At 44.5% G+C, this 19,946-nt stretch carries 24 protein-coding genes and 2 pseudogenes; 22 read left to right on the top strand and 4 right to left on the bottom strand.

The genetic code is table 11. The features are described from left to right. Positions 1-676 precede the first annotated feature (676 nt). The 10 genes and pseudogenes from xerC to ACUN2T_RS18400 all read left to right on the top strand — a co-directional run bounded on the left by xerC (position 677) and on the right by ACUN2T_RS18400 (position 7,433). Entirely contained in the window at positions 677-1,711 is a 1,035-nt protein-coding gene (gene xerC, locus ACUN2T_RS18445; RefSeq protein WP_445497781.1) for a site-specific tyrosine recombinase XerC, read from the top strand. Between the two features lie 927 nt (positions 1,712-2,638). Continuing rightward, complete coding sequence (locus tag ACUN2T_RS18440; protein ID WP_445494465.1) at positions 2,639-2,818, top strand: hypothetical protein; 180 nt, start codon at positions 2,639-2,641, stop codon at positions 2,816-2,818. A 70-nt stretch (positions 2,819-2,888) separates the two neighbouring features. Beyond that, positions 2,889-3,275 carry a hypothetical protein gene (locus ACUN2T_RS18435; protein ID WP_445494464.1) on the top strand — a complete coding sequence of 129 codons (387 nt, stop codon included), beginning with the start codon at positions 2,889-2,891 and terminating at the stop codon, positions 3,273-3,275. Further along, entirely contained in the window at positions 3,272-3,553 is a 282-nt protein-coding gene (locus ACUN2T_RS18430; protein ID WP_445494463.1) for a DUF6966 domain-containing protein, read from the top strand. Before ACUN2T_RS18435 ends, ACUN2T_RS18430 begins: the two co-directional genes overlap by 4 nt. Before the next feature lie 126 nt (positions 3,554-3,679). Next, positions 3,680-4,261: pseudogene (locus ACUN2T_RS18425) on the top strand (RHS repeat-associated core domain-containing protein); the annotation flags it as partial. Then, the gene (locus tag ACUN2T_RS18420; RefSeq protein WP_445494461.1) at positions 4,262-4,684 is read left to right on the top strand and encodes a hypothetical protein; all 423 of its coding nucleotides are present in this window, start codon (positions 4,262-4,264) and stop codon (positions 4,682-4,684) included. A 263-nt stretch (positions 4,685-4,947) separates the two neighbouring features. Beyond that, positions 4,948-5,433 (top strand): annotated as a pseudogene (locus ACUN2T_RS18415) (baseplate J/gp47 family protein); the annotation flags it as partial. After that, positions 5,426-6,001, top strand: coding sequence for a phage tail protein I (locus ACUN2T_RS18410; RefSeq protein WP_445494321.1), 576 nt, complete (start codon positions 5,426-5,428; stop codon positions 5,999-6,001). The pseudogene ACUN2T_RS18415 and the gene ACUN2T_RS18410, both read left to right, overlap by 8 nt. After that, positions 5,937-6,980 (top strand): gp53-like domain-containing protein, encoded by a 1,044-nt coding sequence (locus ACUN2T_RS18405; protein WP_445494460.1) that lies wholly within the window; start codon positions 5,937-5,939, stop codon positions 6,978-6,980. Before ACUN2T_RS18410 ends, ACUN2T_RS18405 begins: the two co-directional genes overlap by 65 nt. Next, positions 6,981-7,433, top strand: a complete 453-nt coding sequence (locus tag ACUN2T_RS18400) for a tail fiber assembly protein (RefSeq protein ID WP_445494458.1) — start codon at positions 6,981-6,983, stop codon at positions 7,431-7,433. 106 nt (positions 7,434-7,539) lie between these two features. Here the strand turns inward: ACUN2T_RS18400 and ACUN2T_RS18395 are convergent, their stop codons facing one another. Then, on the bottom strand, positions 7,540-7,791 hold the full coding sequence (locus ACUN2T_RS18395) for a helix-turn-helix domain-containing protein (protein WP_445494457.1): 252 nt from the start codon (positions 7,789-7,791) through the stop codon (positions 7,540-7,542). A gap of 104 nt (positions 7,792-7,895) precedes the next feature. Here ACUN2T_RS18395 and ACUN2T_RS18390 point away from each other — a divergent pair, with 104 nt between their 5' ends. The 12 genes from ACUN2T_RS18390 (at position 7,896) to ACUN2T_RS18335 (ending at position 17,216) form a co-directional block, all read left to right on the top strand. Then, positions 7,896-8,150 (top strand): helix-turn-helix domain-containing protein, encoded by a 255-nt coding sequence (locus ACUN2T_RS18390; protein ID WP_041380249.1) that lies wholly within the window; start codon positions 7,896-7,898, stop codon positions 8,148-8,150. A gap of 88 nt (positions 8,151-8,238) precedes the next feature. Then, positions 8,239-8,487 carry a helix-turn-helix domain-containing protein gene (locus ACUN2T_RS18385; RefSeq protein ID WP_445494456.1) on the top strand — a complete coding sequence of 83 codons (249 nt, stop codon included), beginning with the start codon at positions 8,239-8,241 and terminating at the stop codon, positions 8,485-8,487. Positions 8,488-9,389: 902 nt separating this feature from the next. Beyond that, positions 9,390-9,650, top strand: a complete 261-nt coding sequence (locus ACUN2T_RS18380) for a hypothetical protein (RefSeq protein WP_445494455.1) — start codon at positions 9,390-9,392, stop codon at positions 9,648-9,650. Then, a complete protein-coding gene (locus tag ACUN2T_RS18375) occupies positions 9,647-10,078 on the top strand; it encodes a hypothetical protein (protein WP_445494454.1) in 432 nt (143 codons plus the stop codon). Before ACUN2T_RS18380 ends, ACUN2T_RS18375 begins: the two co-directional genes overlap by 4 nt. Then, positions 10,071-10,433: a hypothetical protein gene (locus ACUN2T_RS18370; protein WP_445494453.1), complete on the top strand. Its 363-nt coding sequence runs from the start codon at positions 10,071-10,073 to the stop codon at positions 10,431-10,433. The genes ACUN2T_RS18375 and ACUN2T_RS18370 overlap by 8 nt, the downstream gene beginning before the upstream one ends. Before the next feature lie 60 nt (positions 10,434-10,493). Then, positions 10,494-11,252, top strand: a complete 759-nt coding sequence (locus ACUN2T_RS18365; protein WP_445494452.1) for a phage baseplate assembly protein V — start codon at positions 10,494-10,496, stop codon at positions 11,250-11,252. Continuing rightward, on the top strand, positions 11,249-11,602 hold the full coding sequence (locus ACUN2T_RS18360) for a hypothetical protein (RefSeq protein WP_445494451.1): 354 nt from the start codon (positions 11,249-11,251) through the stop codon (positions 11,600-11,602). The genes ACUN2T_RS18365 and ACUN2T_RS18360 overlap by 4 nt, the downstream gene beginning before the upstream one ends. A gap of 136 nt (positions 11,603-11,738) precedes the next feature. Further along, a complete protein-coding gene (locus ACUN2T_RS18355; RefSeq protein WP_445494450.1) occupies positions 11,739-12,767 on the top strand; it encodes a baseplate J/gp47 family protein in 1,029 nt (342 codons plus the stop codon). Between the two features lie 2 nt (positions 12,768-12,769). After that, positions 12,770-13,426, top strand: a complete 657-nt coding sequence (locus ACUN2T_RS18350) for a DUF2612 domain-containing protein (RefSeq protein WP_445494449.1) — start codon at positions 12,770-12,772, stop codon at positions 13,424-13,426. Between the two features lie 10 nt (positions 13,427-13,436). Continuing rightward, on the top strand, positions 13,437-14,744 hold the full coding sequence (locus tag ACUN2T_RS18345) for a tail fiber protein (RefSeq protein WP_445494448.1): 1,308 nt from the start codon (positions 13,437-13,439) through the stop codon (positions 14,742-14,744). Further along, positions 14,744-15,370 (top strand): tail fiber assembly protein, encoded by a 627-nt coding sequence (locus ACUN2T_RS18340; protein ID WP_445494447.1) that lies wholly within the window; start codon positions 14,744-14,746, stop codon positions 15,368-15,370. The genes ACUN2T_RS18345 and ACUN2T_RS18340 overlap by 1 nt, the downstream gene beginning before the upstream one ends. A 448-nt stretch (positions 15,371-15,818) precedes the next feature. Beyond that, positions 15,819-17,216, top strand: a complete 1,398-nt coding sequence (locus ACUN2T_RS18335; RefSeq protein WP_445494446.1) for a recombinase — start codon at positions 15,819-15,821, stop codon at positions 17,214-17,216. Here the strand turns inward: ACUN2T_RS18335 and ACUN2T_RS18330 are convergent. From ACUN2T_RS18330 to ACUN2T_RS18320, 3 genes are all read right to left on the bottom strand, one after another. Further along, positions 17,213-17,422 carry a hypothetical protein gene (locus ACUN2T_RS18330; protein WP_445494445.1) on the bottom strand — a complete coding sequence of 70 codons (210 nt, stop codon included), beginning with the start codon at positions 17,420-17,422 and terminating at the stop codon, positions 17,213-17,215. The genes ACUN2T_RS18335 and ACUN2T_RS18330 overlap by 4 nt on opposite strands. A 42-nt stretch (positions 17,423-17,464) precedes the next feature. Then, positions 17,465-18,349, bottom strand: a complete 885-nt coding sequence (locus tag ACUN2T_RS18325; protein ID WP_445494444.1) for an IS982 family transposase — start codon at positions 18,347-18,349, stop codon at positions 17,465-17,467. A gap of 86 nt (positions 18,350-18,435) precedes the next feature. Beyond that, positions 18,436-19,806 (bottom strand): SNF2-related protein, encoded by a 1,371-nt coding sequence (locus ACUN2T_RS18320; protein WP_445494443.1) that lies wholly within the window; start codon positions 19,804-19,806, stop codon positions 18,436-18,438. Between the last annotated feature and the right edge of the window lie 140 nt (positions 19,807-19,946).

Genomic DNA, 19,946 nt, shown 5'->3' with positions numbered 1-19,946 from the left:
AAAGTCGTCGTATCGTACTGCCAGCTCATCATCGAACCCGAAAACCCGGAATACGACCGACGTAAGTTGGACTGACTGAACCGCAAGTTGCCCTCAAGTTGGGGTCAAGTGGGGCCCAAGCTGGAGGCCGGGAAATGGACGCCAGACCGCAGCAATACTGGGTGGAACGGTCCGCAAGTTGGGGCAGGCAGAAAAGGACTGTTCCGGCCACTTAACAATCAAGCCATCGTACCGTAGTGATGCATCACACACCGATAACCATTAACCGCTGTTCCCTACAGGAAATCCCATCATGTCATCACCCGTTAAACATCAATCCAACCCCCGCCCGCTGACCCTGCGCCAGCATCTGGACGCGTATCTGGATAACCTGCTGTTGCAGGGGGCGAGTCAAAAGAGCCAGTCCGCCCGTCATGAACGGCTGTCACCGTTCGTCAACTGGTGTGAGGAACAGGGCGTAATATCTGCGGCTCAGGTCACCGAACCGTTACTGGAAAACTGGCAGCAGCATCTGGCCCGGTACCGCAAAGCCAACGGTCAGCCCTACCCGCCGGACAGTCAGCGCCGACGCCTGCGCGCCTTACGCCTGTGGTTCGACTGGTTGCAGCAACAGCACGCTATCCCAACCAGCCCGGCGGCAACACTGGCCTCGCCAGACAGAAAAAAACGTCCCTCGGTGACGGAGACCCACGGTCAACCCGACGCCATACCGGCCCGCTTCGCCACCTTACGCCAGCATCTGGCCGCCTGGCTGGACGCCGTGCAGGGACAGGGGTTAAGCGAACGGACTCAGGAGTCCTATGAAGAACGGCTGTTGCCGTTCATCAACTGGTGCGAAGCGCGTGGGGTGATGACCGCACCGCAGGTCAGCCTGCCATTGCTGGAAAGTTACCAGCGCTGGCTGAGGAGCCACCGTAAAGCGGACGGCCAGCCCTACACCCCGGGCAGTCAGCGGGACCGCCTGAGTGTCTTACGCCAGTGGTTCCGCTGGCTGCTGCAACGTCACCATATCCTGTATAACCCGGTGGACAGTCTGGTGTTGCCGAAGGAAGAAAAACGGCTGCCGGCACAGGTAATGAATGAAGACGAAACCCACACGGTATTAGCCGCAACGGATATCAACACCCCAACCGGGCTGAGAAACCGGGCTATCCTTGAAGTACTGTGGAGTACCGGTATCCGGCGGATGGAAGTAGCCAACCTGCTGTTAAGCGAGGTGGACTTCGGGCGCGGGGTGGTGCTGGTCAGACAGGGTAAAGGCGGTAAAGACCGGGTGGTGCCCATCGGCGAACAGGCGCTGCACTGGTTAAGTCGCTGGCTCAGCGTCCGGCCCGAGTTAACGCGGCGGGAGGACAGCGGTCACCTGTTTATCACCAGGAAAGGCCGGGGACTGGCCAGAGGCACGTTAACCTGGATAGCCGCCGACAGCATCCGTAAACAGGCGCAACTGGCTAAACCGGGGGCCTGTCATCTGTTCCGCCACTCAATGGCAACCCAGATGCTGGAGAACGGCGCGGACACCCGGCATATCCAGGCGATACTGGGGCATGAGAAGCTGGAAACCACCCAAATCTATACCCGGGTGGCTATCGGTCACTTAAAGGAAGTGCATGAGCAGACCCACCCGGCAGAACGGCAGTCAAAGCAGGCCACGCTGCCAGACGACAAGCAGGCGAATAGCGACCAGCCGGACAGCCCGAAGCCGGTCTGAACGCGCTGCGTTGCCGGACCGTCTTTAAGGTTAGCCGGTTCCCGGTGAGCGCGTGGGGTGCAGTGAAAGGCAGACTGCGCGCCTCCCTGCGCACAGACTGCCTGCCCACCTTCGGAGTGCCGGCGGTAAATGGTGGCCGCCCGGCCCTCAACTCAAGTGTTCTCTGTCAACACAGTTGCCGGTCAACCCCCATTCAACATAATGTGGCATTAAGCGAAATGGGCCTGAACGGCCCACAACGCTTAATGGTACATTATGTCGGCGCCGCCCACCGAAGGGCGCTGCGCGGTTACCTCAGCCCCGGTGCGCGGCTGGCCGCCGGGTGGGGCCTCTCAGCCCCAAAGGCGCGCAAGGCGGACGCCTTCCGCTGTCAGCCGCAGTGCAAAATCCCACCGCCGCAGTCGCCGCCCTCCCTGGCGGCTCCGGTGTTAACATCTGCCTTAAGCCGTTGCCGGTCAGGCCGTCAAGGTCAACGGCCCTGAAGGCAGGCCAGCAAGCTGGCCGCGGTTTATTGCCCCCACCCAACCCTGCTGCACTGGCTGCGTCCGGCTCGCAGTCGCAAGCTCCTTGCTCGTTCCCGTACTCGCCATCTCCGCCCCGTCCGCCCCCGCGGGCGGGGGCTCCCCGCTGAACCCCGTCGATAAGCGGGCTTCGCCAGCCCGCACCCGGCCAACCCGCGTCAGCGGCGCAGACAAGCTGCACCGCCGCCACGGGTTCCTGATAAAACCCGGTTCTGGCAGGCAAAGCGGGCCGAAACCCGGCGCTGACGTTGGGGGAAAAATGCGCTAACATCGGGAAAGTGCCCGTCGGGGCGAGTTGATATGTTCTTTAACAGGGTGGGAAAAGCCGGCGAAGAAAAAGGCGGCTAAATCAGGGGGAAAGGTCCGCTCAGCCGTATGATGGCGTCGGGATAGTGCCTAAGACCCATTGGGGTTAGCCGGAGGAGTAAATCTTTACAGTTACGTGCATAATCCGGTGTCGTGGATTGATCCGCTGGGGTTGGTGGGGTGTCCGGGGACTAATCCGAATATTAGTAAATCGGGGAATGAGCTTGGTGTAATAACAAGTAATTATTCTGCTGTCAAACTAAATAAGTTTCCAAAATAGTGCTACATCTTACACCACTTATAATTCTATGTATAACAATGGGTTGAGAAAGTCCATGTGTAGCAGAATTATGAAGCGTTATTTAGGGCCACTGAGTTACGATTTAGCTGAGACTTTCTCTGGAGGAAGATATAAGGAAGTAATTCTTGGCCGTGATACTGATTTTTATCGTGCAGGCGTCTCTAATAAGGAATACGGACAATTCTTTAGTTTAGACAGACCACACAGTGTTATTCAAACAAGGATTGATAAAGCTGTATTACCAAAATGGCCGAAAGGGGGAGAATCACCGTTAGATTCTGTATTCAAAATCAGAGTCCCTACAGGAACAAAAGTATATGTTGGAGAAGTCGGTACACAAAATGGTTTTTATCTAGGTGGTACTAAGCAGATTGTTATCCCTAAAGCTTGGGATGTACCCGGTATCAAAATTATAGGACAATGGCCACTACTATGATAAACAAAATAAAAGAAATATTAAAAGAAATATCAGCTTTGCTGTATCAAAATGCAGCAAGTGATTGGGCTGATTGTATTGATGAGTTATGTTCTCAAATAAATACTGACCCTGACGAGGCTGTTGCTAATATAAAACGGCTTTATGGTGGTATGGGATCTCTGAGTGATCTGGTATTCAGTAAAAACGGAGTTCCATTACGAGATGAGACCAATCAATTAGATGAGCTAAGAAAAGAATTATATATCTTATGTTCATCATATAAATATAAAAATTAAATAATTATTAATCCGGAAGATAGCGAAATCTTCCGGTTTTTTTACACTTTATCGTGGTGTATACCCACAGTTGATCAAGAAGCACAGGAATGTAAGCATCCGATAATTAACGCTTGCATCTACTTTCGGTTCTGCGGGCAATATGAAGATGAAGAAAGCGGTTTATTTTATAATCGGTTCCGGTATTATTCGCCAGAGACGGGACAGTACCTCTCGCCTGACCCTTTGGGGTTAGCCGGAGGAGTAAATCCTTATAGTTACGTGCATAATCCGGTGAGTTTTGTTGATCCTTTAGGATTGAATCCATTGAGATTACCAGCACCAACATCTCTAGATCCTTGGGGGAGCGGTGCAAAATTAGAATCTACAATAGTCCCTAAAGGTGGGATTACTGTTGAAATGGCTATGTCTCCAGGGCAAATTAAACCTGGAGGATGGGCAACCTTAGATCATATTCCGAATGTTGAGTATGTAAGAAATCAATTGGCGGTAATTCCTGAATTCAAGCCTGAAATATCTCATGTGCAGAAGTTCCATATTCCAGAAAGAATTCGTATACAAACAGGGCCGGTTGGTCCACAGATTTCTGGAGGGAAAATTTATTCAGGCGGAGGTACCCAGATACAAATCCTAAATTATGAAGATAGAGCAAAATTAAAACCCATTGGTGAACCAAGAATAATTTACTCTAAAAAATGTGGAGGCTAAATGAACATCATTAGTGATTTTAAGGTAATAGATACTCTGGGTGACTATGATAAGAAACGGAATCCTCAAGGATTAAGTGTTTTCGAATTACTTCCTACTAGCATTACATGGGTATATGCAGGAAAAAGACAAGAAATATACGATGACAATAAACTGATACCTCTTATTTTGAAAGATTCTATTGGAATAGCTTTGATTGTAGCTCCTTTTAATAAATCTAAGAATCAAGCATATATTCTAAATCCAGATAACTCACTTAAATGGGATATTAAGGAAATTTTAAATACTAAAGATGTGATTTTTTCAGATGTTTATTATATAAAAAATGAATTGTATTTTTTTATCCATATTAATGGAATAGATTTCAGATTTTCATTCGATATTGAATCAGGCTCTCTAGGAGAATTAATTCAATCGTATTAATGAATAAACCGGAAGCTTCTAACGATCTTCCGGCCTTACTGATGATCTACCGTGGTGAATGCACTGGCTGTATGAACCAAGCATCCTGACCCTTTAAATCTTAGTGGCGGATTTAACCGTAATGTTCCGGTGAACTCACCTTGCGTTGTCAGATAACAACAAAATGGGATGTTAACGGAAGGGATTCTCAGGCCAGGGCAACAGTGTAGCGGTCAAGAAATACTGGACACATTTTGGACTACTTAGGGGAATTGGTCGGAGTATATCGGCTACCCGCCCAGCCCGCACATACAACACTGCCATTTAGTGTTGATGTCGCAGTCATGTCTCCCATTCCGGGCGTTGTTGAACTGTTTCCACTATTAGCTACGGGATTGCCTGATGAAAGCATTTTAACGCTGGTGAAAAGCTTTTGCTCTGATGAAAAAATCCGCCCGTTGACTGACACTGTATATGCAAAACCTCCCGTGAAGGTTGATTATACCATCAAGGCGAAACTGACCTTGTACAGTGGCGTTAATACACCTGGTATTCAATCGGCAGCAGAACAAGCCATACAAACATGGGTAGCTGAACGAGCAACAACGTTAGGAAAAGATATTGTTCCCAGTCAAATCATCTCAACATTGTCTGTTTCTGGCGTCTATCAAGTCGTTCTGGAGTCTCCCACGTTTCAGATTGTAGATGAAAATGAATGGGCGAACTGTATCGGTATCACTGTTGTGGTCACTGGAGTCGCTGATGGTTAAGTTACATCTACCACCTCCACTGGAAGCTGATATCAGTATGCGTGCATTAGGTCAGTTAGCCTCCCGTTTTGATGATATCGATTTAACCCAATTAATGGTTTATCTCATTGATACTGTCGATAGCAGCACGCTGCATTGGCTTGCAAATCAATTCTCCCTATTTGGTGATGGCTGGGAGCTTGTCGAATCAGACAATGCTCGCCGCACGTTAATCAAATCAGCCATAGAATTGCATCGGTATAAAGGTACACCTTGGTCAATTCGTGAAATTATTCGGCGCTTTGGGTTTGGTGAAGTTGATTTAATTGAAGGCACTGGTCAAATCAATTATGACGGACATGCCAACCATAACGGTAATTATGTTCATGGAGATTCAACATCCTGGGCAGTTTATCGCGTCATACTTCAGCAACCTGTCACTAATGATCAAGCCTCGTTACTGCGTACCACACTGGCAGCGTTTGCGCCTGCACGCTGCCACCTTACCAGCTTGGAATATCAGTTTGTATCAATTCGTTACAACAATACTGTCAGTTATGACGGTAGTTACAATTATGGGAGCAGTTAAAATGGCTAATTTGCCGGAAACCCCACAGTGGTCAGAGGGAGTGTATCAGATAGAAACCTCAGACCCAGTGTTAGGCGGGCCTGATGGTATTTCCAATCGGCAGGCTAAACAGTTGGCCAACCGCACAAGCTATCTTAAACAGAAGCTAGAACAAAATGGAAATGAGCTGAAAGAGGACACCGAAGCGAAAGACCCGCATACTCAGTATGCACCGAAAGCCAGTCCCATTTTCACAGGAACGCCAACCGCCCCCACACCGGCTAAAAACGCTAATAATACTCAGATTGCAACAACAGCATTTGTGCAATCACTGACGAATACGGCGAATCAAAGTGCTGTAGCTGCAAATAACAACGCTAATAGCCGAGTACCATCCATTCGTAAAGTGAATGGAAAAGCGTTGTCATCTGATATTTCATTGAATGCCGGGGATGTGGGAAGTTATGCTAAATCTGAGAGCGATAATACTTTCTTGCGTATTTCTAGCGATAAAACTGCAACCGTTGGTAGTTTATTGATTGATAGTAAAACTTCTTTTCCTGAGCTACGTTTCAAATCGAAAGATGGGTATATGGTAGGAATTAATGGTTCGGAAGGAAAATTGTTACATATTTATTCTAACGATCCGAACAATCAACGACGTTATAATATATTAATACCTGAGCGAAGCGGTACGCTCGCATTGCAAAACGCAGCTATAAAATCTGAAAATGGCTGGTGGCAATGCGGGGATACGGGAATAATTATTCAATGGGTTAAAGTTGCATCAAGCCAACAGTCATGGGTAAAAATCAATTATCCAATTTCTTTTAAAAATCAGTTTATTGGCTATGTCGCAAGCATGTCGAGTATAAATACATCAACAGGTCACACATTAGTACGTAATGCAACATTATCGACGTTTGAATATCAAGCTGGCACTCCCAACAACAATGAGAATCCAAGCAAAGTTGTTCATATATTATTTTGGGGGGTATAAATGGTTTATTTCTCCAGAAAAGAAGGCGCTTTTTATAGTGCAGCTCATGAAGAATGCGTTGAAATAACCGCAGAGAAACACAATGAATTACTTACAGGGCAGTCACACGGTTTGTCAATTGTCAGTAATAAAGAGGGTTATCCAGTGCTTACTGAACGTGCTCCGTCCATTTATCATAAATACGATGGTGAAAAATGGATAATATCAGAAAGCAGTGTGATAAAACTCAGGCAGGAACAGCAGCAACAAGCAGAACATAAGAAACAGCAACTTATGTTCACTGTAAGTAAACAGATAGCTCCGTTACAAGATGCAGTAGATTTGGGGATGGCGAGTGATGAGGAACATTCTCGGTTGACCGCTTTGAAAAAATATAGAGTATTGCTGAACCGTGTTGATGCTAGCTTAGCGACAGATATTTATTGGCCCGAAAAACCCAGAGTAATAGAATAAGGGCTGCAATAAACTGGCCCCAATAGTTAGACAGTCTAAGCAGCTAATATGGTCTAGGTTCGATATTATACCGAACTTAGACCATTTAGTTGAGAATTAGTCACCTTTAGGAATTACTTCGGATAACTCGTTCAATAGGTTGTCCATTCTCGTCAAAATATCGGCTTGGCCAAATTTCTGAGGGATGTACTCCGAGATTGTTCGCAATAATCCACTCTCCTTTAGGCCAAGGTCGTGATAGAGCATTAGCTAATGTAGATGAGCTAAGTCCCTCCTTACGTGATACCGCTGCTAAGGTAGTGCCGAGCTTACGTAAGGCAGCGATAATGTCGGCGGTATGCCAATCTTTTTTATTCATTTCCTTTATATCTCAATATAACAAACGCAATAAATTATCCTATTTTGGGATATTTAAGTAAATGGTTGATATTCGATTTTGGGATATTAATCAAGGTTAAAGAAATGGCATCGATTTATTCATATGAATATCAATTGGTTATAAACACTCTTCGTAAAGCTAGGATAGAAAAAGGTATTACTCAAAAAAGCTTGGCTCAAGCCTTAGATCGACCTCAATCATTTATTGCTAAAATTGAAAATGGTGAAAGAAGGTTGGATGTGGTTGAATTTGTGCATATAGCACACTTGCTATCTGTCGATTATGTGCTAATTTTAGAAAAAATTTTGTTCAAAAAACAACCTAAAAAGTTAAAATGATCGGAGCTTATAAAATAAAAAATCCCATTTTGGTATAAATCAACAATCGATTGATATTTAATCCTAAATGCTTAGTAGGATTAAATATATGGTTTCAATTTACTCTGATGAATATCAAATAGTTATCAAAGCACTCCGTGAGGTTCGTATAGCAAAGGGGGTCACGCAAGAGAATTTAGCTCAAGCGCTAGATCGCCCTCAATCGTTTATTGCGAAAGTTGAGAATGGTGAAAGAAGATTGGATGTTGTGGAATTTGTTCATATAGCACATTTGTTATCATTAGAACCAAGTGTTCTCATAAAAAGAATCCCAAGAAAATATTCCTCGATATGCTGATAACTTTCTATCTACGCTAGTTTCATCAGATAGCGTAGCTAAAGAGGGATTCACATAGTTAACTATATTAACTATGTGGTAGAACAATTAGGGTTTAATATCCCTAAAGTTGTTTTTTATACTCCGTGTTATGCAGTATCTATACACATTTTACTCGGCTAACACTTAATTGGAGCTATCTGCGCTCTTTTTGCGCAGATAGATGTAACTAAACCGGTTCCGCTCCAGGTTGGAGGGGGCTGGTTTATGAGATCATGAGGTCGGCCTTTTCAGCTATAGCGATTTCCCCAATTTTCGGAGCTTCGGTTCCCTTAATTTGACCAACGATTTTTACGCATTGCGTATTGCTAACTTATATGCTGAATTCCGAAAATGACTTCACGTTTTTCCTGTCTATACGCTCATTCTTCTCGTTCGGTTAGGTAAATTTGTCAGGCGCTTCTTAATAACTTCTTAGTCTCAAGATAGAGGTTTATAAGGCTAAGATAGCTTTACATTAGAGGTAGGTTCAAGTTCAGCTGAAATCATAGCTGAATGCATTCCAATCATTTTCATTTGGTTAGGCATTTCATTCTGTACTGTGCATTATGATAGGGGTGTTAACCCCATTTTAATGAGTGCAGAATATACCGCCTAACTGTTCGGAATTGGTTACCGTGCTACAGATTTAAAGGAAAAATGGGTAAATTGAATAAATTACAGTCATATTTACGACGCTAGTTGTGTAAAAAATTTTCAATAGATGAAACGCAATTGTCGCTTTATTTATCGAGCGGATAAGCGAAATTTATCGCGCGCGGCGTCAACATCACAGAACAATAAGAATACAACTTTGATTGTTAAATGCGTTGAACTAGCAGTTCAACCGAACTATTATCACCATAGCGAGTTAGGAGGGAGTTATGACTAGATTAGCAAGAGTGCTGCGTTACTTTAATGCGCCTCCTGATGAAATTCTAATGCGGATCACAAAAACCTCCGCTCACGGAACCACGGCAGGTAATGGAAAGATAATCGTTGATGAGAACGGAAACTTATCGTTAAATCCAAATAATAAAGAAGCTCAAGAAGCCTTTCTTGCAAACGTAAAAGTGATAAGTGGCGGATTAATCCGATGTATCGGCTGTGAAACAGCAGCAAGAACACACAAGAGGTCTGAATGAGTTCAGAGAAAATAGCTTTCATTTTTCCCGCTACAAAAGACGCCAGAGATAGGGAAGAACCGATCCTCAGTTTTCGATGTCCAGCATGGCCTGTTGAGACGAAAATTCTTATTGCTGCCGCTTTTGTTGGGCTTCACCAATCTAAAGACTATCTAATTTCTATCGATATTACTGACAGCAATGGCACAACAATTCTACACGGTCGGACAGAAGATATACCCGCAAAGGTATCAGTAACCGCTGATGATCTTGAAGCAGAACCAACAGACGTGCCGGGTTTTTTGAGTGCTTCGCTTTCGATTAAGGTAATAAATGCTGGGATTTATGTAATAAAATGTTCTATAGCCCGTGCTGATACGCCTGACGAGATTATTCATAAATCAGAAGCCCACTTTAGAATGATTTTATCGGAGGCGCGTAATGGGTAGTGACGATTCTGTCATTGATGGTATGCGATTTTCTGATGGACGGTGGTCGTCTACCGATACGCCACCAAGTAGACATTCACATGATAATGGTTCATCATTCAAACAGGGTGGCGGAAACGGTGGAGGTGAAGATATGGAGGCCCGTGTAGCTCGTCTCGAATCAGACGTTGAGCATATCAAAAAATCTATAGACGAGGTGAAAGCTGACGTACGGGAAATGAAAAAAGATACACGCACAGATTTTAAGGAAATGAGAAAAGACGCACGTTCAGATTTCCGCTTGTTATTTGGTGCGATAATTGCCGTGGCGCTTGGATTAGCGGGTTTAATGGCTAAAGGATTTCACTGGATTTAATTTAACAACCCTATTATTTACTAAGCCGCTTAACTGCGGTTTTTTTTATGGAGTTTCCCCATGCCCGTATCAACCGAATCAAGAACCGGCGATTTATCCGAAACATTGAAAGCCATAAACCATTCTCTTTCTTCTCAGCTCAGAGTAGCGGTACCCGGCATTATTCAGTCCTTTAACGCTGATGCGGTAACGTGTGTTGTTCAGCCCGCGATTAAGAGCAGTGTTGCTGATGCTGAGGGGAAAACTACCTCGGTATCCTTGCCCCTGCTGGTGGACGTGCCGGTTATCTTCCCAAGGGGCGGTGGCGTGACGTTAACCTTTCCGATAAGAGCCGGTGATGAATGCTTAGTCGTCTTTGCTGATCGCTGTATTGATTTCTGGTGGCAATCTGGCGGCGTACAAGAACCAGCAGACGACCGCCAGCACAGTTTGTCTGATGCTTTTGCGATTGTTGGTCCTCAGTCTCAACAGCGAAAAATATCTAATATCAGCACAAGCACCGCGCAACTGAGAAGTGATGATGGCGCGGCTTATATCGAACTCGATCCCGGTAGCCATAACGTCACGGTTATCACACCTGCAAAACTTATTGCAACTGCACATGGCGGTACTGAAATCACTTCACCTGAAATCACCCTGAACGGCAACGTCACCATTAACGGCAACTTATCACAGGGCATGGGTGCGGGTGGAGGAACCGCAATGATGCAAGGTCCGGTCACCGTGAGTAACGATGTGACAGCAGCAGGTATAAGCCTTAAAAATCATGTGCATAGTGGCGTGCAATCGGGCGGTAGTAAAACGGGAGGTCCCCAGTGAGATACCGACGTGATGATCCCGATGGCGATTACAGTTTCGGCCAGGGGGATAATACGTTTCTGACGAATTCGCCCGAAGCTGTTGCGCTGGCAGTCAAAACCCGGCTGGCGCTATGGCGTGGGGATTGGTTCTTAGATATGAAAGAAGGCACCCCTTACGTACAGTCAGTTTTGGGAAAGCAGCGATCTGACGTTTATATCCTTGCCGTTCGTGACCGTATCCTGAAAACTAAAGGTGTTAAGTCGATCCTTTCATTTGATACACGCAACGATGGTACGACGCGCCGCCTCACCTTCACCGCCACTATTGACACGCTTTACGGACAAATTACGGTAACAAGCGAGGCATAATGTTAAATCTTGACACTTTAGGGCTTGCGGCCTCAGTGCGCCTGATTACCAAGCAATCCTGAGTAAAATCACTGAGTTTGCCCGTCAGATATACGGTGCTGATGCATACCTTGAGCCAGACAGTAAAGACGGCCAGATGCTGGCAATTTATGCGCTAGCGATACATGACGCGAACAATGCTGTGATTGCTGCTTACAATTCGTTTAGCCCGGCATCAGCAACCGGCGCAGCGTTATCTAACAACGTAAGAATTAACGGGATAACCCGGCACAAATCCACGTATTCGACAGTTGATGTTAAGCTCATTGGCACTGTTGGAACGGTTGTAAAAAATGGCATAGTGCGGGATATCAACGGCTATAGCTGGAGCCTTCCCGCAAGTGTAGCTATTGGGATACACGGCTTTGTTATCACTACTGCGACGTGTCAAACAAAGGGAAATGTTACGGCATTAGTTGGGGATGTTTCGATTATCGGCACCCCAACACAGGGCTGGCAGAGCGTAACAAATCCGTCAGTTGCAACATCAGGTCAGCCGATTGAGTCGGATGTGGTCCTGCGAGAACGGCAACGGAAATCTGTAGCGCTGCCATCAAGAACCGTGCTGGACGGGATCCAAGGCGCCATTAGCCTGATACCCGGTGTTGTTCGTCGGCGTGGGTTTGAGAACGACACAAACGTGACGGACAACAACGGCATTCCGCCTCATTCTATAGCAATGATAGTCGATGGGGGTGATGCTAAGTTAATCGCTCAAACTATCGAAACGAAAAAAGGACCGGGAGCAGGCACGTTTGGCGATACTGAGATAAAAGTTGCGGATAGCTATGGCATTCTTCACCCGATTCATTTCTCACGCCCGAAAGATGTTCCTGTCTTCGTTGAAATAACTTTGACTGCATTCGAGGGATATACAACACTGGTGGGCGACAGAATTCGGTCAGCAATAGCGAGTTATATCGATGCGCAATTAATTGGTGATAATGTTTATTTGAGTCGTTTATTTTCCCCCGCAAACTTGCGTGATGAAGAAGGCTTAACTTATGACATTTTCGAAATTCAAATAGGCAGGTCCGAAGATGATATATCACCAAGTAATTTAATTGTGACATTTGATGAAGCGGTTACCTGTAAACCAGAGCATATTAAATTAATAGCGAGGTGAAGATGAGAGATTATTTATCACTGATTACCTCTCAGCACAGAACCGCAAATAAATTTGTTACTCACATCGATTTAATTACCCGTCCACTATCTGACATTATTAACGCCGCACAGCGCCTGAACAGTCAGTTTTCAATTGATGAAGCTGTAGGGGTTCAATTAGATGCTGTGGGTGAATGGATTGGCATATCTCGTTATGTTAAAACGCCGATTGTCGGTGTGTATTTTGCGTTTGATATGGAAGGAGTAGGATTAGATGAAGGCAGCTGGAAACGACAACATGACTCTGATTCTGGCTTTACTGAACTTGACGACGAAACTTACAGAACAATATTACGTTCAAAAATTCGTGCAAATCACTGGGACGGTACAAATGAAATGTTGGCTGAAATTTATCAGGGCGTTATTCCTGACGAGTCAGTATTAATATTTTTCGTCGATAATCAAGATATGTCGATGGACGTTTATGTCACCGGGGGAGTCGTGCCCGAAGTCGTCAAAGCTGTAATTCAACAAGGGTATTTAAATATTAAGCCCGGCGCAGTCAGAGTTAATAATTATACTAATTCGGAAAATCAGGGAGTTATTTTTGGTTTCGATTCAGACAGTAAATATATCGCCGGATTCGATGTAGGCGGTTGGCCCATTCTATTAAATTAAGAGTAAAATAATGGCGAAGAATGAATTTTTAACTTTCGGTATTGCCGAGGGTGCTAACGTATTATCAAATGAAGAGTATGCGGCATTGGCGGCAAGGGTTAATGGTTTTAGTGCGGGTGTTGCCAAGTCACGTGAATTAAATAAAGCGTGGCGTCAGTCATCTATTATTACCCATATTCTTGCTGATTTTATCGCAAAAGAATCGGGTAATGATGTTCTGGATGATGGGAATATCGACGCACTGAAAAGTAACATGGCATTAGCAATTAAAAATGCATTGCCGGAAGTACGGGACGCTACACTCACAGAAAAAGGTATAATACAGTTAAGTAACGCTACAGATAGCACAAGTGAGAGACTTGCCGCTACTCCACGGGCCGTAAAATATGCTTATGACTTAGCGAGCACTGCAAACACTAGTGCCACAAACGCAAACAACAACGCCAACACTAAGCTCTCAAAGAGTCAAAACGGCGCAGACATCCCCGACAAAAACGCGTTTGTGAAAAACCTCGGTTTAGCGGAAACGGTGAGTAAGGCCAATAATGCGGTGCCTAATAGCAGGAGAATTAATGGCAAGGTGTTGACTGGGGATATTAGTTTGAGTGCCGGGGACGTGGGGGCTTTTAAGCTTGGATTAACAGGCAGTGTACCCAATAGTGATGATGTCCCGTGGAACGCAAATACGGGATTATATGCAGTGCAAGGGATCAAGTATTCTTCACACATTGCTCATTTCAATAATGACACTGGAAGTTGCCCAGCTTTTCAACTGAAAGTTCAGTACGATAATAGCGGATTGTTTTATCGCTCTGCCCTTAATCATTATGGTTTTAAGGAAGATTGGTCGGAACTTGCAACACTTGATAATATTGTCCCAGTCGGCGTCCCGCTTCCGTACCCCCATCGTTACACGCCACCCGGCTACTTAACGTGCAACGGTCAGACATTTGATAAATCTCTATATCCGAAGTTAGCAGAAGCTTATCCTGCCGGCAGAGTACCTGATTTAAGGGGCGAGTTTATTCGGGGGTGGGATGATGGCCGTGGTGTGGATAGTGGTCGTGGGATTTTGAGTTGGCAGCCACAACAAGTTCAGTGGCACCAGCACATTGGTGGTCACGGTGGTCGAGCACAAGGAGCATTCGGTGTAACAAATCAAGCCGGCCATCCCGGCTCGTATAATGATGACAGCCAGCAAACTTTACCGTTTACGAATAACGGCGGTGATTATCAAGGGCTTACAAACAACGGTGCTGTTGGCAACGAAACCCGTCCCCGCAGCGTCGCATTTAACTATATAGTGAGAGCAGCATAATGACAGAACAAAAATACTCTTTAGAACATGAAACAGCCGTATTGGGTAAAGATGGATTAGCCACTCAAGCAGGGTGGATAAAGGTTTATCACTCGAATCAGATAACGAGAGAATTCATAGCATCGGATATTGAATATGTGATGCTCGGTGTCAGCTTATCAGCCGGTGCTTATCCAGATGCTCCTGAGCTACCTAAATCTCATGATGAAGCTGTTTGCCGCAGTATAGACAGTAAGTGCTGGGAAATCCTCCCGGACTATCGCGGAAAAATTGCTTACGACACGTTAACACGAGCATCGACTGAGATAACCGAAATCGGTGAGCTGCCCGACACGCTGACCTTCAAGAAACCTCCCACCGATTTTGACACATGGAACGGCAAAGAGTGGGTAGTTGATAAAGACTTGCTCAAGTCTCATCAAATCAACGAAGCAAAACAACAGCAGGCAGCACTGTTACAACAAGCAAATAACACACTCTCATTGCTACAAGACTCTGTTGACTTAGAGGTTGCTACCGATGCAGATAAAGAAGCTCTACTCGAATGGAAAAAGTATCGTGTGTTACTCACTCGTGTAGATGTGAATCAAGCGCCTGATGTGGAGTGGCCGGAGATGCCGAAGTAAAGCGAAAGCCGGGTGAATTTTTGAGACTTTATTGTCCCTTTTTTTTTCACTCGGCTTCTTAATCCGCTCATGGCTATTTTTGTGTTACGCAGCTCAATTCTTCAGAGTTGGTAGCCTAAAATTCAGCAACACAAAAAGTAACACATAAAAATAAGAAATTGATTTTTAATATTTTATTTGCATGGTTCACACATATCACAATTGATACAGTTTTTTTTGATTAATAACGACATTTTAATAACTTAGTTTATTTTTCATTTTAAATCAGTGAATTAAGTTAATTCCGCATCCGTTACGTTTGTCCGGTTATTGTGTTTTTGTACAGTATGTTTTACATTGATAAACGATGTTCCGTAACACAAAACCGCAACACATACCTGTTTTGATTGTCTAAAACATGGCAATGTGTGAGCTATTATATCCACGTAGCGATATAACGGAGTTCTTAATGGAAAATGCAGCAACACAAACCTCAAAAACCCCTAAAAATGATGAATATCTAAGCGCCTTATCGAATTGGGAATCGTGCAAGCCTCCCTACGCGAGCTCACACATGAAAATCTGTGTTACGGCTGCAAAAACCATATTAAAGCATTTAGGTAAGCCACGTCGATCTAAGTATGAAAAAGAAAACTATTTGAGGATAGATTTTAGCAAGGCGGGGAAGGTCACAATTGACGCTGAATACCCAAAAAATATGGGATTAAAAGGCCGGAAATTGGGGGAATGGCCTGAGTTAACTTTATCCATCGCAAGAGAAAAGTCACAGGAACTTGCGATGGAAGGACTAACGGCGGAATCAGTACATCAGATCCTCGCTTCATATGAAAGTGACTTGCAAGCAAAAGTCGCTAGAATGAAACTTAGTGAAAACAGTTTTTATACATATAACTGCCGGATAAAACAATTAAAGGAATCATTCAGTTCGCGTGAGGTCTTTAGTGATGTTACTTACCAGCGTTTAATTGAAGCTCTTGATTTATGGATTGAGACAAAATCTAACAATCAAGCTTATGAATTATTCGCGGAACTACGGAGATTCTGGAAATTTGCGGCCCCTTTACATTGTGGTGGTAAAAATATTGCTGCTAGTATTCCAGATGACTATATTTCTTCCCGCGTACAACGTCCCACTCCTACCCGTCGATTTACAGATATAGAATCTATCGCGCAACTATGGGTTAATGTCGCTGCATGTACCTTCGTGCATCAAAAAAATGCGATTCGTTATATGATTCTAACTGGTGTCAGGCCAATCAATGTCGCTAATTTGCGATGGGAATATATTAACGAAGATGCCAGAGAAATTATCTACCCGGCTGGGTTAACGGGGATGCGTGGTGCAATGAAAACGCAAAAAGAGTTTCGATTGCCAATCACACCAATGCTGAAAATTATAATTGATGAGCAAAAAGCGTGGTGTGATTCTGTAGAAAGATGCAACAAGGACTATGTATTTTTACAGCCGCGAAACATAAAAAAACCTTTCGCTAAACGTTCTTTAGATAAGCTGATAAAAACCCACAGTCCTGATAATGCGCTGAAAGGAGTTGTCCACGGCGGAACTATAAAGGGAAAGTCTAAGGCGTTCAATACAATGTGTAGAAAGTTTTTGAAAAGTAATATTATTGCTCAGATGAGAGCAAAGGGATACTCCCGTTCAGACACTAAAGAGATTAGTATTTTATGCCTGCATCATTCTGACAAAAATTCCGATCCTATGGGTGAACACTATGATTTTTCTGATGAAATATTACAAGAAGAAATATCATTAAAACGACAAGCATTTGAGGCGCACGAAAACAGTATAATGACTCAAGTTACACTGTTAAGGCGAAAAAGTTAGTAGACGCTGCGGCATTTCTCTTTGAATGCAACGACATTCTTGTATTCGTAACGAACTACTTTGTTTGTGAACCTAATAGGTGCTAACAACTTTTTATGCCTGTGGTGGTTATTCCAATCTGCTAACGTTTTTTGAGCAATTCCCCCTAATAAGATACAAACTTGTTCGGGGGTTAATAAATCATCATCTTTATATTGTTTTTCCATATCCATTTTTCACCTCTTTTTCTTCATTGCTTCTAATAAACCTCAGCTTCGTTTAAAGATAGCGATCTCATTATCCCGTAGATTCAAGCTCGGTTTTTTAGGCTGGAATGTATAAGCAATAAGACCGGCAGCAACTTCTAACAAAAAACCGAGCTGACTGCGATGCCTTGAATGTTCTATCTGAGAAATATTTTTGAGCTGGTCGACGACCGTTTCTATCAAAAATCGCCGTCTTAACATCAACCTATCCCAGAGAGATAATGCTTTGGCTTTCATGTTACTCCGGACATTGGTGATTAACGTGACACCTTCCGCTTCTAACTCATCGCATAAAGCCTGGGACAAATACCCTTTATCCCCATACAAACAGCCTGTGAGTCCTTTTGTCAACGCGCTGACTGGCTGACGATCATCCTGGTTTCCTGCGGTGAGTTTCACGGCTAACAATTCACCGCAATCATTGATAACCAAATGAAGTTTAAAGCCATAAAACCAGCCTGTGCTCGTTTTACCTCGTTGTGCCATCCCTTCAAATACGCGATGACGAGGAATACGACGATTGTGACAAACAGCAATTTTGGTGGAATCAATAAAAGCAATTCCTTGAGTTTGTGCCTTACGTGATGAAAGAAAAGCGCATAAAGGAATAAGCGCCCTTTTTTTCAGGGTGAGGATACGCGTATAGCTGACTAATCCGGGGAAATCGGCTGTAAGATATTGTTTTACATGTTCAATATAAAATGTTTTAAAATCACGATAATGACTCATATGAAATAAAATGAGGATCATCATGACTTCACTGAGAGAAAGAGATGCCTCCCGGTGTCGTTTACGTAATCCATGTTCAATGAGTTGTTGATGCCAGAGAGGAATAAATTTTTGGCAAAAGTCATCGACGCAGCAGTAAAGTTCTTCTAAATTAACCATGCCTGAGGGTCTCCACGATTTTGTTTTCTTTAGCAAAAACTTTGATCGTGCCTCAGGCACTTTAGTTCCCTTCCCTTAAGCGAAGCTCAGGTTAATAAGATATCCTGCACTGCCCGTTTTGAATTGCGCCGTTCCATGACCATTTCATCAGTTGTGCCGATTGCAATAATGTGATGTATCCATACTGGCCGGTTATATCCGGCTTGTGCCTGTCTTGTGGGACCGATGCGTTCAATGATTTGCTGATATTGCTCAAGGTCCCACCAGTGGGAAAAAAACACTAGAATGTTGCCGCCATCTTGCAAATTTAAGCCATGCCCTGCGCTCGCCGGGTGAGCAAACAAAACTGGGATCTTTCCGGCGTTCCAGTCTCTTAAAGTTCTGGGATCGTCATCAAGATGGCGTCCACGCGGAAATGCTTTGAGCAGCCGGGCTAAATCGTGCTTCCAGTGATATGCGACTAATACCGGCGTTCCACAAGATTCATTGATAACACTGTCAAGCGCCTGTAATTTAGCGTCATGCAGTTCGGACCAATTACCTGTATCGTCTGTATATATTGCTCCGCTGGCGATTTGTAAACATTTCATGGTCTTAGCCGCTACGTTCGGCGCTTCTATGTCCGTATCGCCGATTTCTAAAAACATTTCCTTTTCCATTGCTTTGTATTGCTTGAAGGCTTTATCAGGCATGTCTACACGGATTACGTTATGTATCGGTTCTTTGATATCGAACCAATCAGCCGCGTTTAATGAGATAGTCAGGTCGCGCAATGCGTCTTGCATTTGTTCTTGCGCATAGGGCCGGGCTTCAATTCGGTTAATACCCGTACTACCGATTGGAATACTGTTAAACCAACGTGAAGTAAACGCACCGAACGTACGCCCTAAGCGTTCCCCTTGGTCTAAAAACCAGGCTTGCCCCCACAAGTCTACGAGGCCGTTAGGGGATGGGGTGCCTGTCAGATTCACCCAACGGCTTACAAATTTGTGAGCGACCCTTGCCAACGCTGCCGCACGTTTACCCCCATTCCGCAAGCGGAATGACTTAAGTCTTGTACTCTCATCAGCAATGACGGTACCAAACGGCCATTTGTTTCCCAGGGTCTGTACAAGCCAAACTAGGTTGTCGTAATTGGTCGTGAAGACACTGGCATTTGTGTTTTGTAAAGCAAGAGCGCGTGTTTTAGCCATGCCTGTAATTGTTTGCACTTCGATATTCCTAAAATGGTCCCACTTATCGACTTCATCGGGCCATGTTGATTGCGCCACGCGAAGTGGCGCTAAGACTAACGATGGGCGGGTTTCTGAACCCGCCATATACAGATTTTCTAGTGCCGTTAACGTCGCTACGGTTTTCCCCATACCCATCCCGGCCCAGACATTTGAACGCGGGATGTCGATCTCATGATTCATTATGAGGTCTTGGTACCGTCGAGCGTGAAATGCTTTTCGCATATATGTAAGTCTCACAAATACATGTGGCAGTTAAATAAAGGTACTAAGGGGAAGGATAAGGCTTTTATTACTTTAAGAATGGGATCGTAATGCTCGATTAATTATCTTTACCTTTTTTACTCAGTTGTTGTAATTGAGAA

Source organism: Photorhabdus machadonis (assembly GCF_052657765.1).
This window is presented reverse-complemented; position numbering and strand designations above follow the sequence as displayed.

What these genes read in the sequence shown, in the direction of transcription:
- ACUN2T_RS18330 (WP_445494445.1), bottom strand. Translation starts at nt 17,422, where the DNA reads ATGGAAAAACAATATAAAGATGATGATTTATTAACCCCCGAACAAGTT.
- ACUN2T_RS18345 (WP_445494448.1), top strand. Translation starts at nt 13,437, where the DNA reads ATGGCGAAGAATGAATTTTTAACTTTCGGTATTGCCGAGGGTGCTAAC.
- ACUN2T_RS18350 (WP_445494449.1), top strand. Translation starts at nt 12,770, where the DNA reads ATGAGAGATTATTTATCACTGATTACCTCTCAGCACAGAACCGCAAAT.
- ACUN2T_RS18375 (WP_445494454.1), top strand. Translation starts at nt 9,647, where the DNA reads ATGAGTTCAGAGAAAATAGCTTTCATTTTTCCCGCTACAAAAGACGCC.
- ACUN2T_RS18355 (WP_445494450.1), top strand. Translation starts at nt 11,739, where the DNA reads ATGCTGGCAATTTATGCGCTAGCGATACATGACGCGAACAATGCTGTG.
- ACUN2T_RS18420 (WP_445494461.1), top strand. Translation starts at nt 4,262, where the DNA reads ATGAACATCATTAGTGATTTTAAGGTAATAGATACTCTGGGTGACTAT.
- ACUN2T_RS18335 (WP_445494446.1), top strand. Translation starts at nt 15,819, where the DNA reads ATGGAAAATGCAGCAACACAAACCTCAAAAACCCCTAAAAATGATGAA.
- ACUN2T_RS18380 (WP_445494455.1), top strand. Translation starts at nt 9,390, where the DNA reads ATGACTAGATTAGCAAGAGTGCTGCGTTACTTTAATGCGCCTCCTGAT.
- ACUN2T_RS18320 (WP_445494443.1), bottom strand. Translation starts at nt 19,806, where the DNA reads ATGCGAAAAGCATTTCACGCTCGACGGTACCAAGACCTCATAATGAAT.
- ACUN2T_RS18370 (WP_445494453.1), top strand. Translation starts at nt 10,071, where the DNA reads ATGGGTAGTGACGATTCTGTCATTGATGGTATGCGATTTTCTGATGGA.
- ACUN2T_RS18410 (WP_445494321.1), top strand. Translation starts at nt 5,426, where the DNA reads ATGGTTAAGTTACATCTACCACCTCCACTGGAAGCTGATATCAGTATG.
- ACUN2T_RS18340 (WP_445494447.1), top strand. Translation starts at nt 14,744, where the DNA reads ATGACAGAACAAAAATACTCTTTAGAACATGAAACAGCCGTATTGGGT.
- ACUN2T_RS18435 (WP_445494464.1), top strand. Translation starts at nt 2,889, where the DNA reads ATGAAGCGTTATTTAGGGCCACTGAGTTACGATTTAGCTGAGACTTTC.
- ACUN2T_RS18385 (WP_445494456.1), top strand. Translation starts at nt 8,239, where the DNA reads ATGGTTTCAATTTACTCTGATGAATATCAAATAGTTATCAAAGCACTC.
- ACUN2T_RS18365 (WP_445494452.1), top strand. Translation starts at nt 10,494, where the DNA reads ATGCCCGTATCAACCGAATCAAGAACCGGCGATTTATCCGAAACATTG.
- ACUN2T_RS18430 (WP_445494463.1), top strand. Translation starts at nt 3,272, where the DNA reads ATGATAAACAAAATAAAAGAAATATTAAAAGAAATATCAGCTTTGCTG.
- ACUN2T_RS18390 (WP_041380249.1), top strand. Translation starts at nt 7,896, where the DNA reads ATGGCATCGATTTATTCATATGAATATCAATTGGTTATAAACACTCTT.
- ACUN2T_RS18395 (WP_445494457.1), bottom strand. Translation starts at nt 7,791, where the DNA reads ATGAATAAAAAAGATTGGCATACCGCCGACATTATCGCTGCCTTACGT.
- ACUN2T_RS18400 (WP_445494458.1), top strand. Translation starts at nt 6,981, where the DNA reads ATGGTTTATTTCTCCAGAAAAGAAGGCGCTTTTTATAGTGCAGCTCAT.
- ACUN2T_RS18325 (WP_445494444.1), bottom strand. Translation starts at nt 18,349, where the DNA reads ATGGTTAATTTAGAAGAACTTTACTGCTGCGTCGATGACTTTTGCCAA.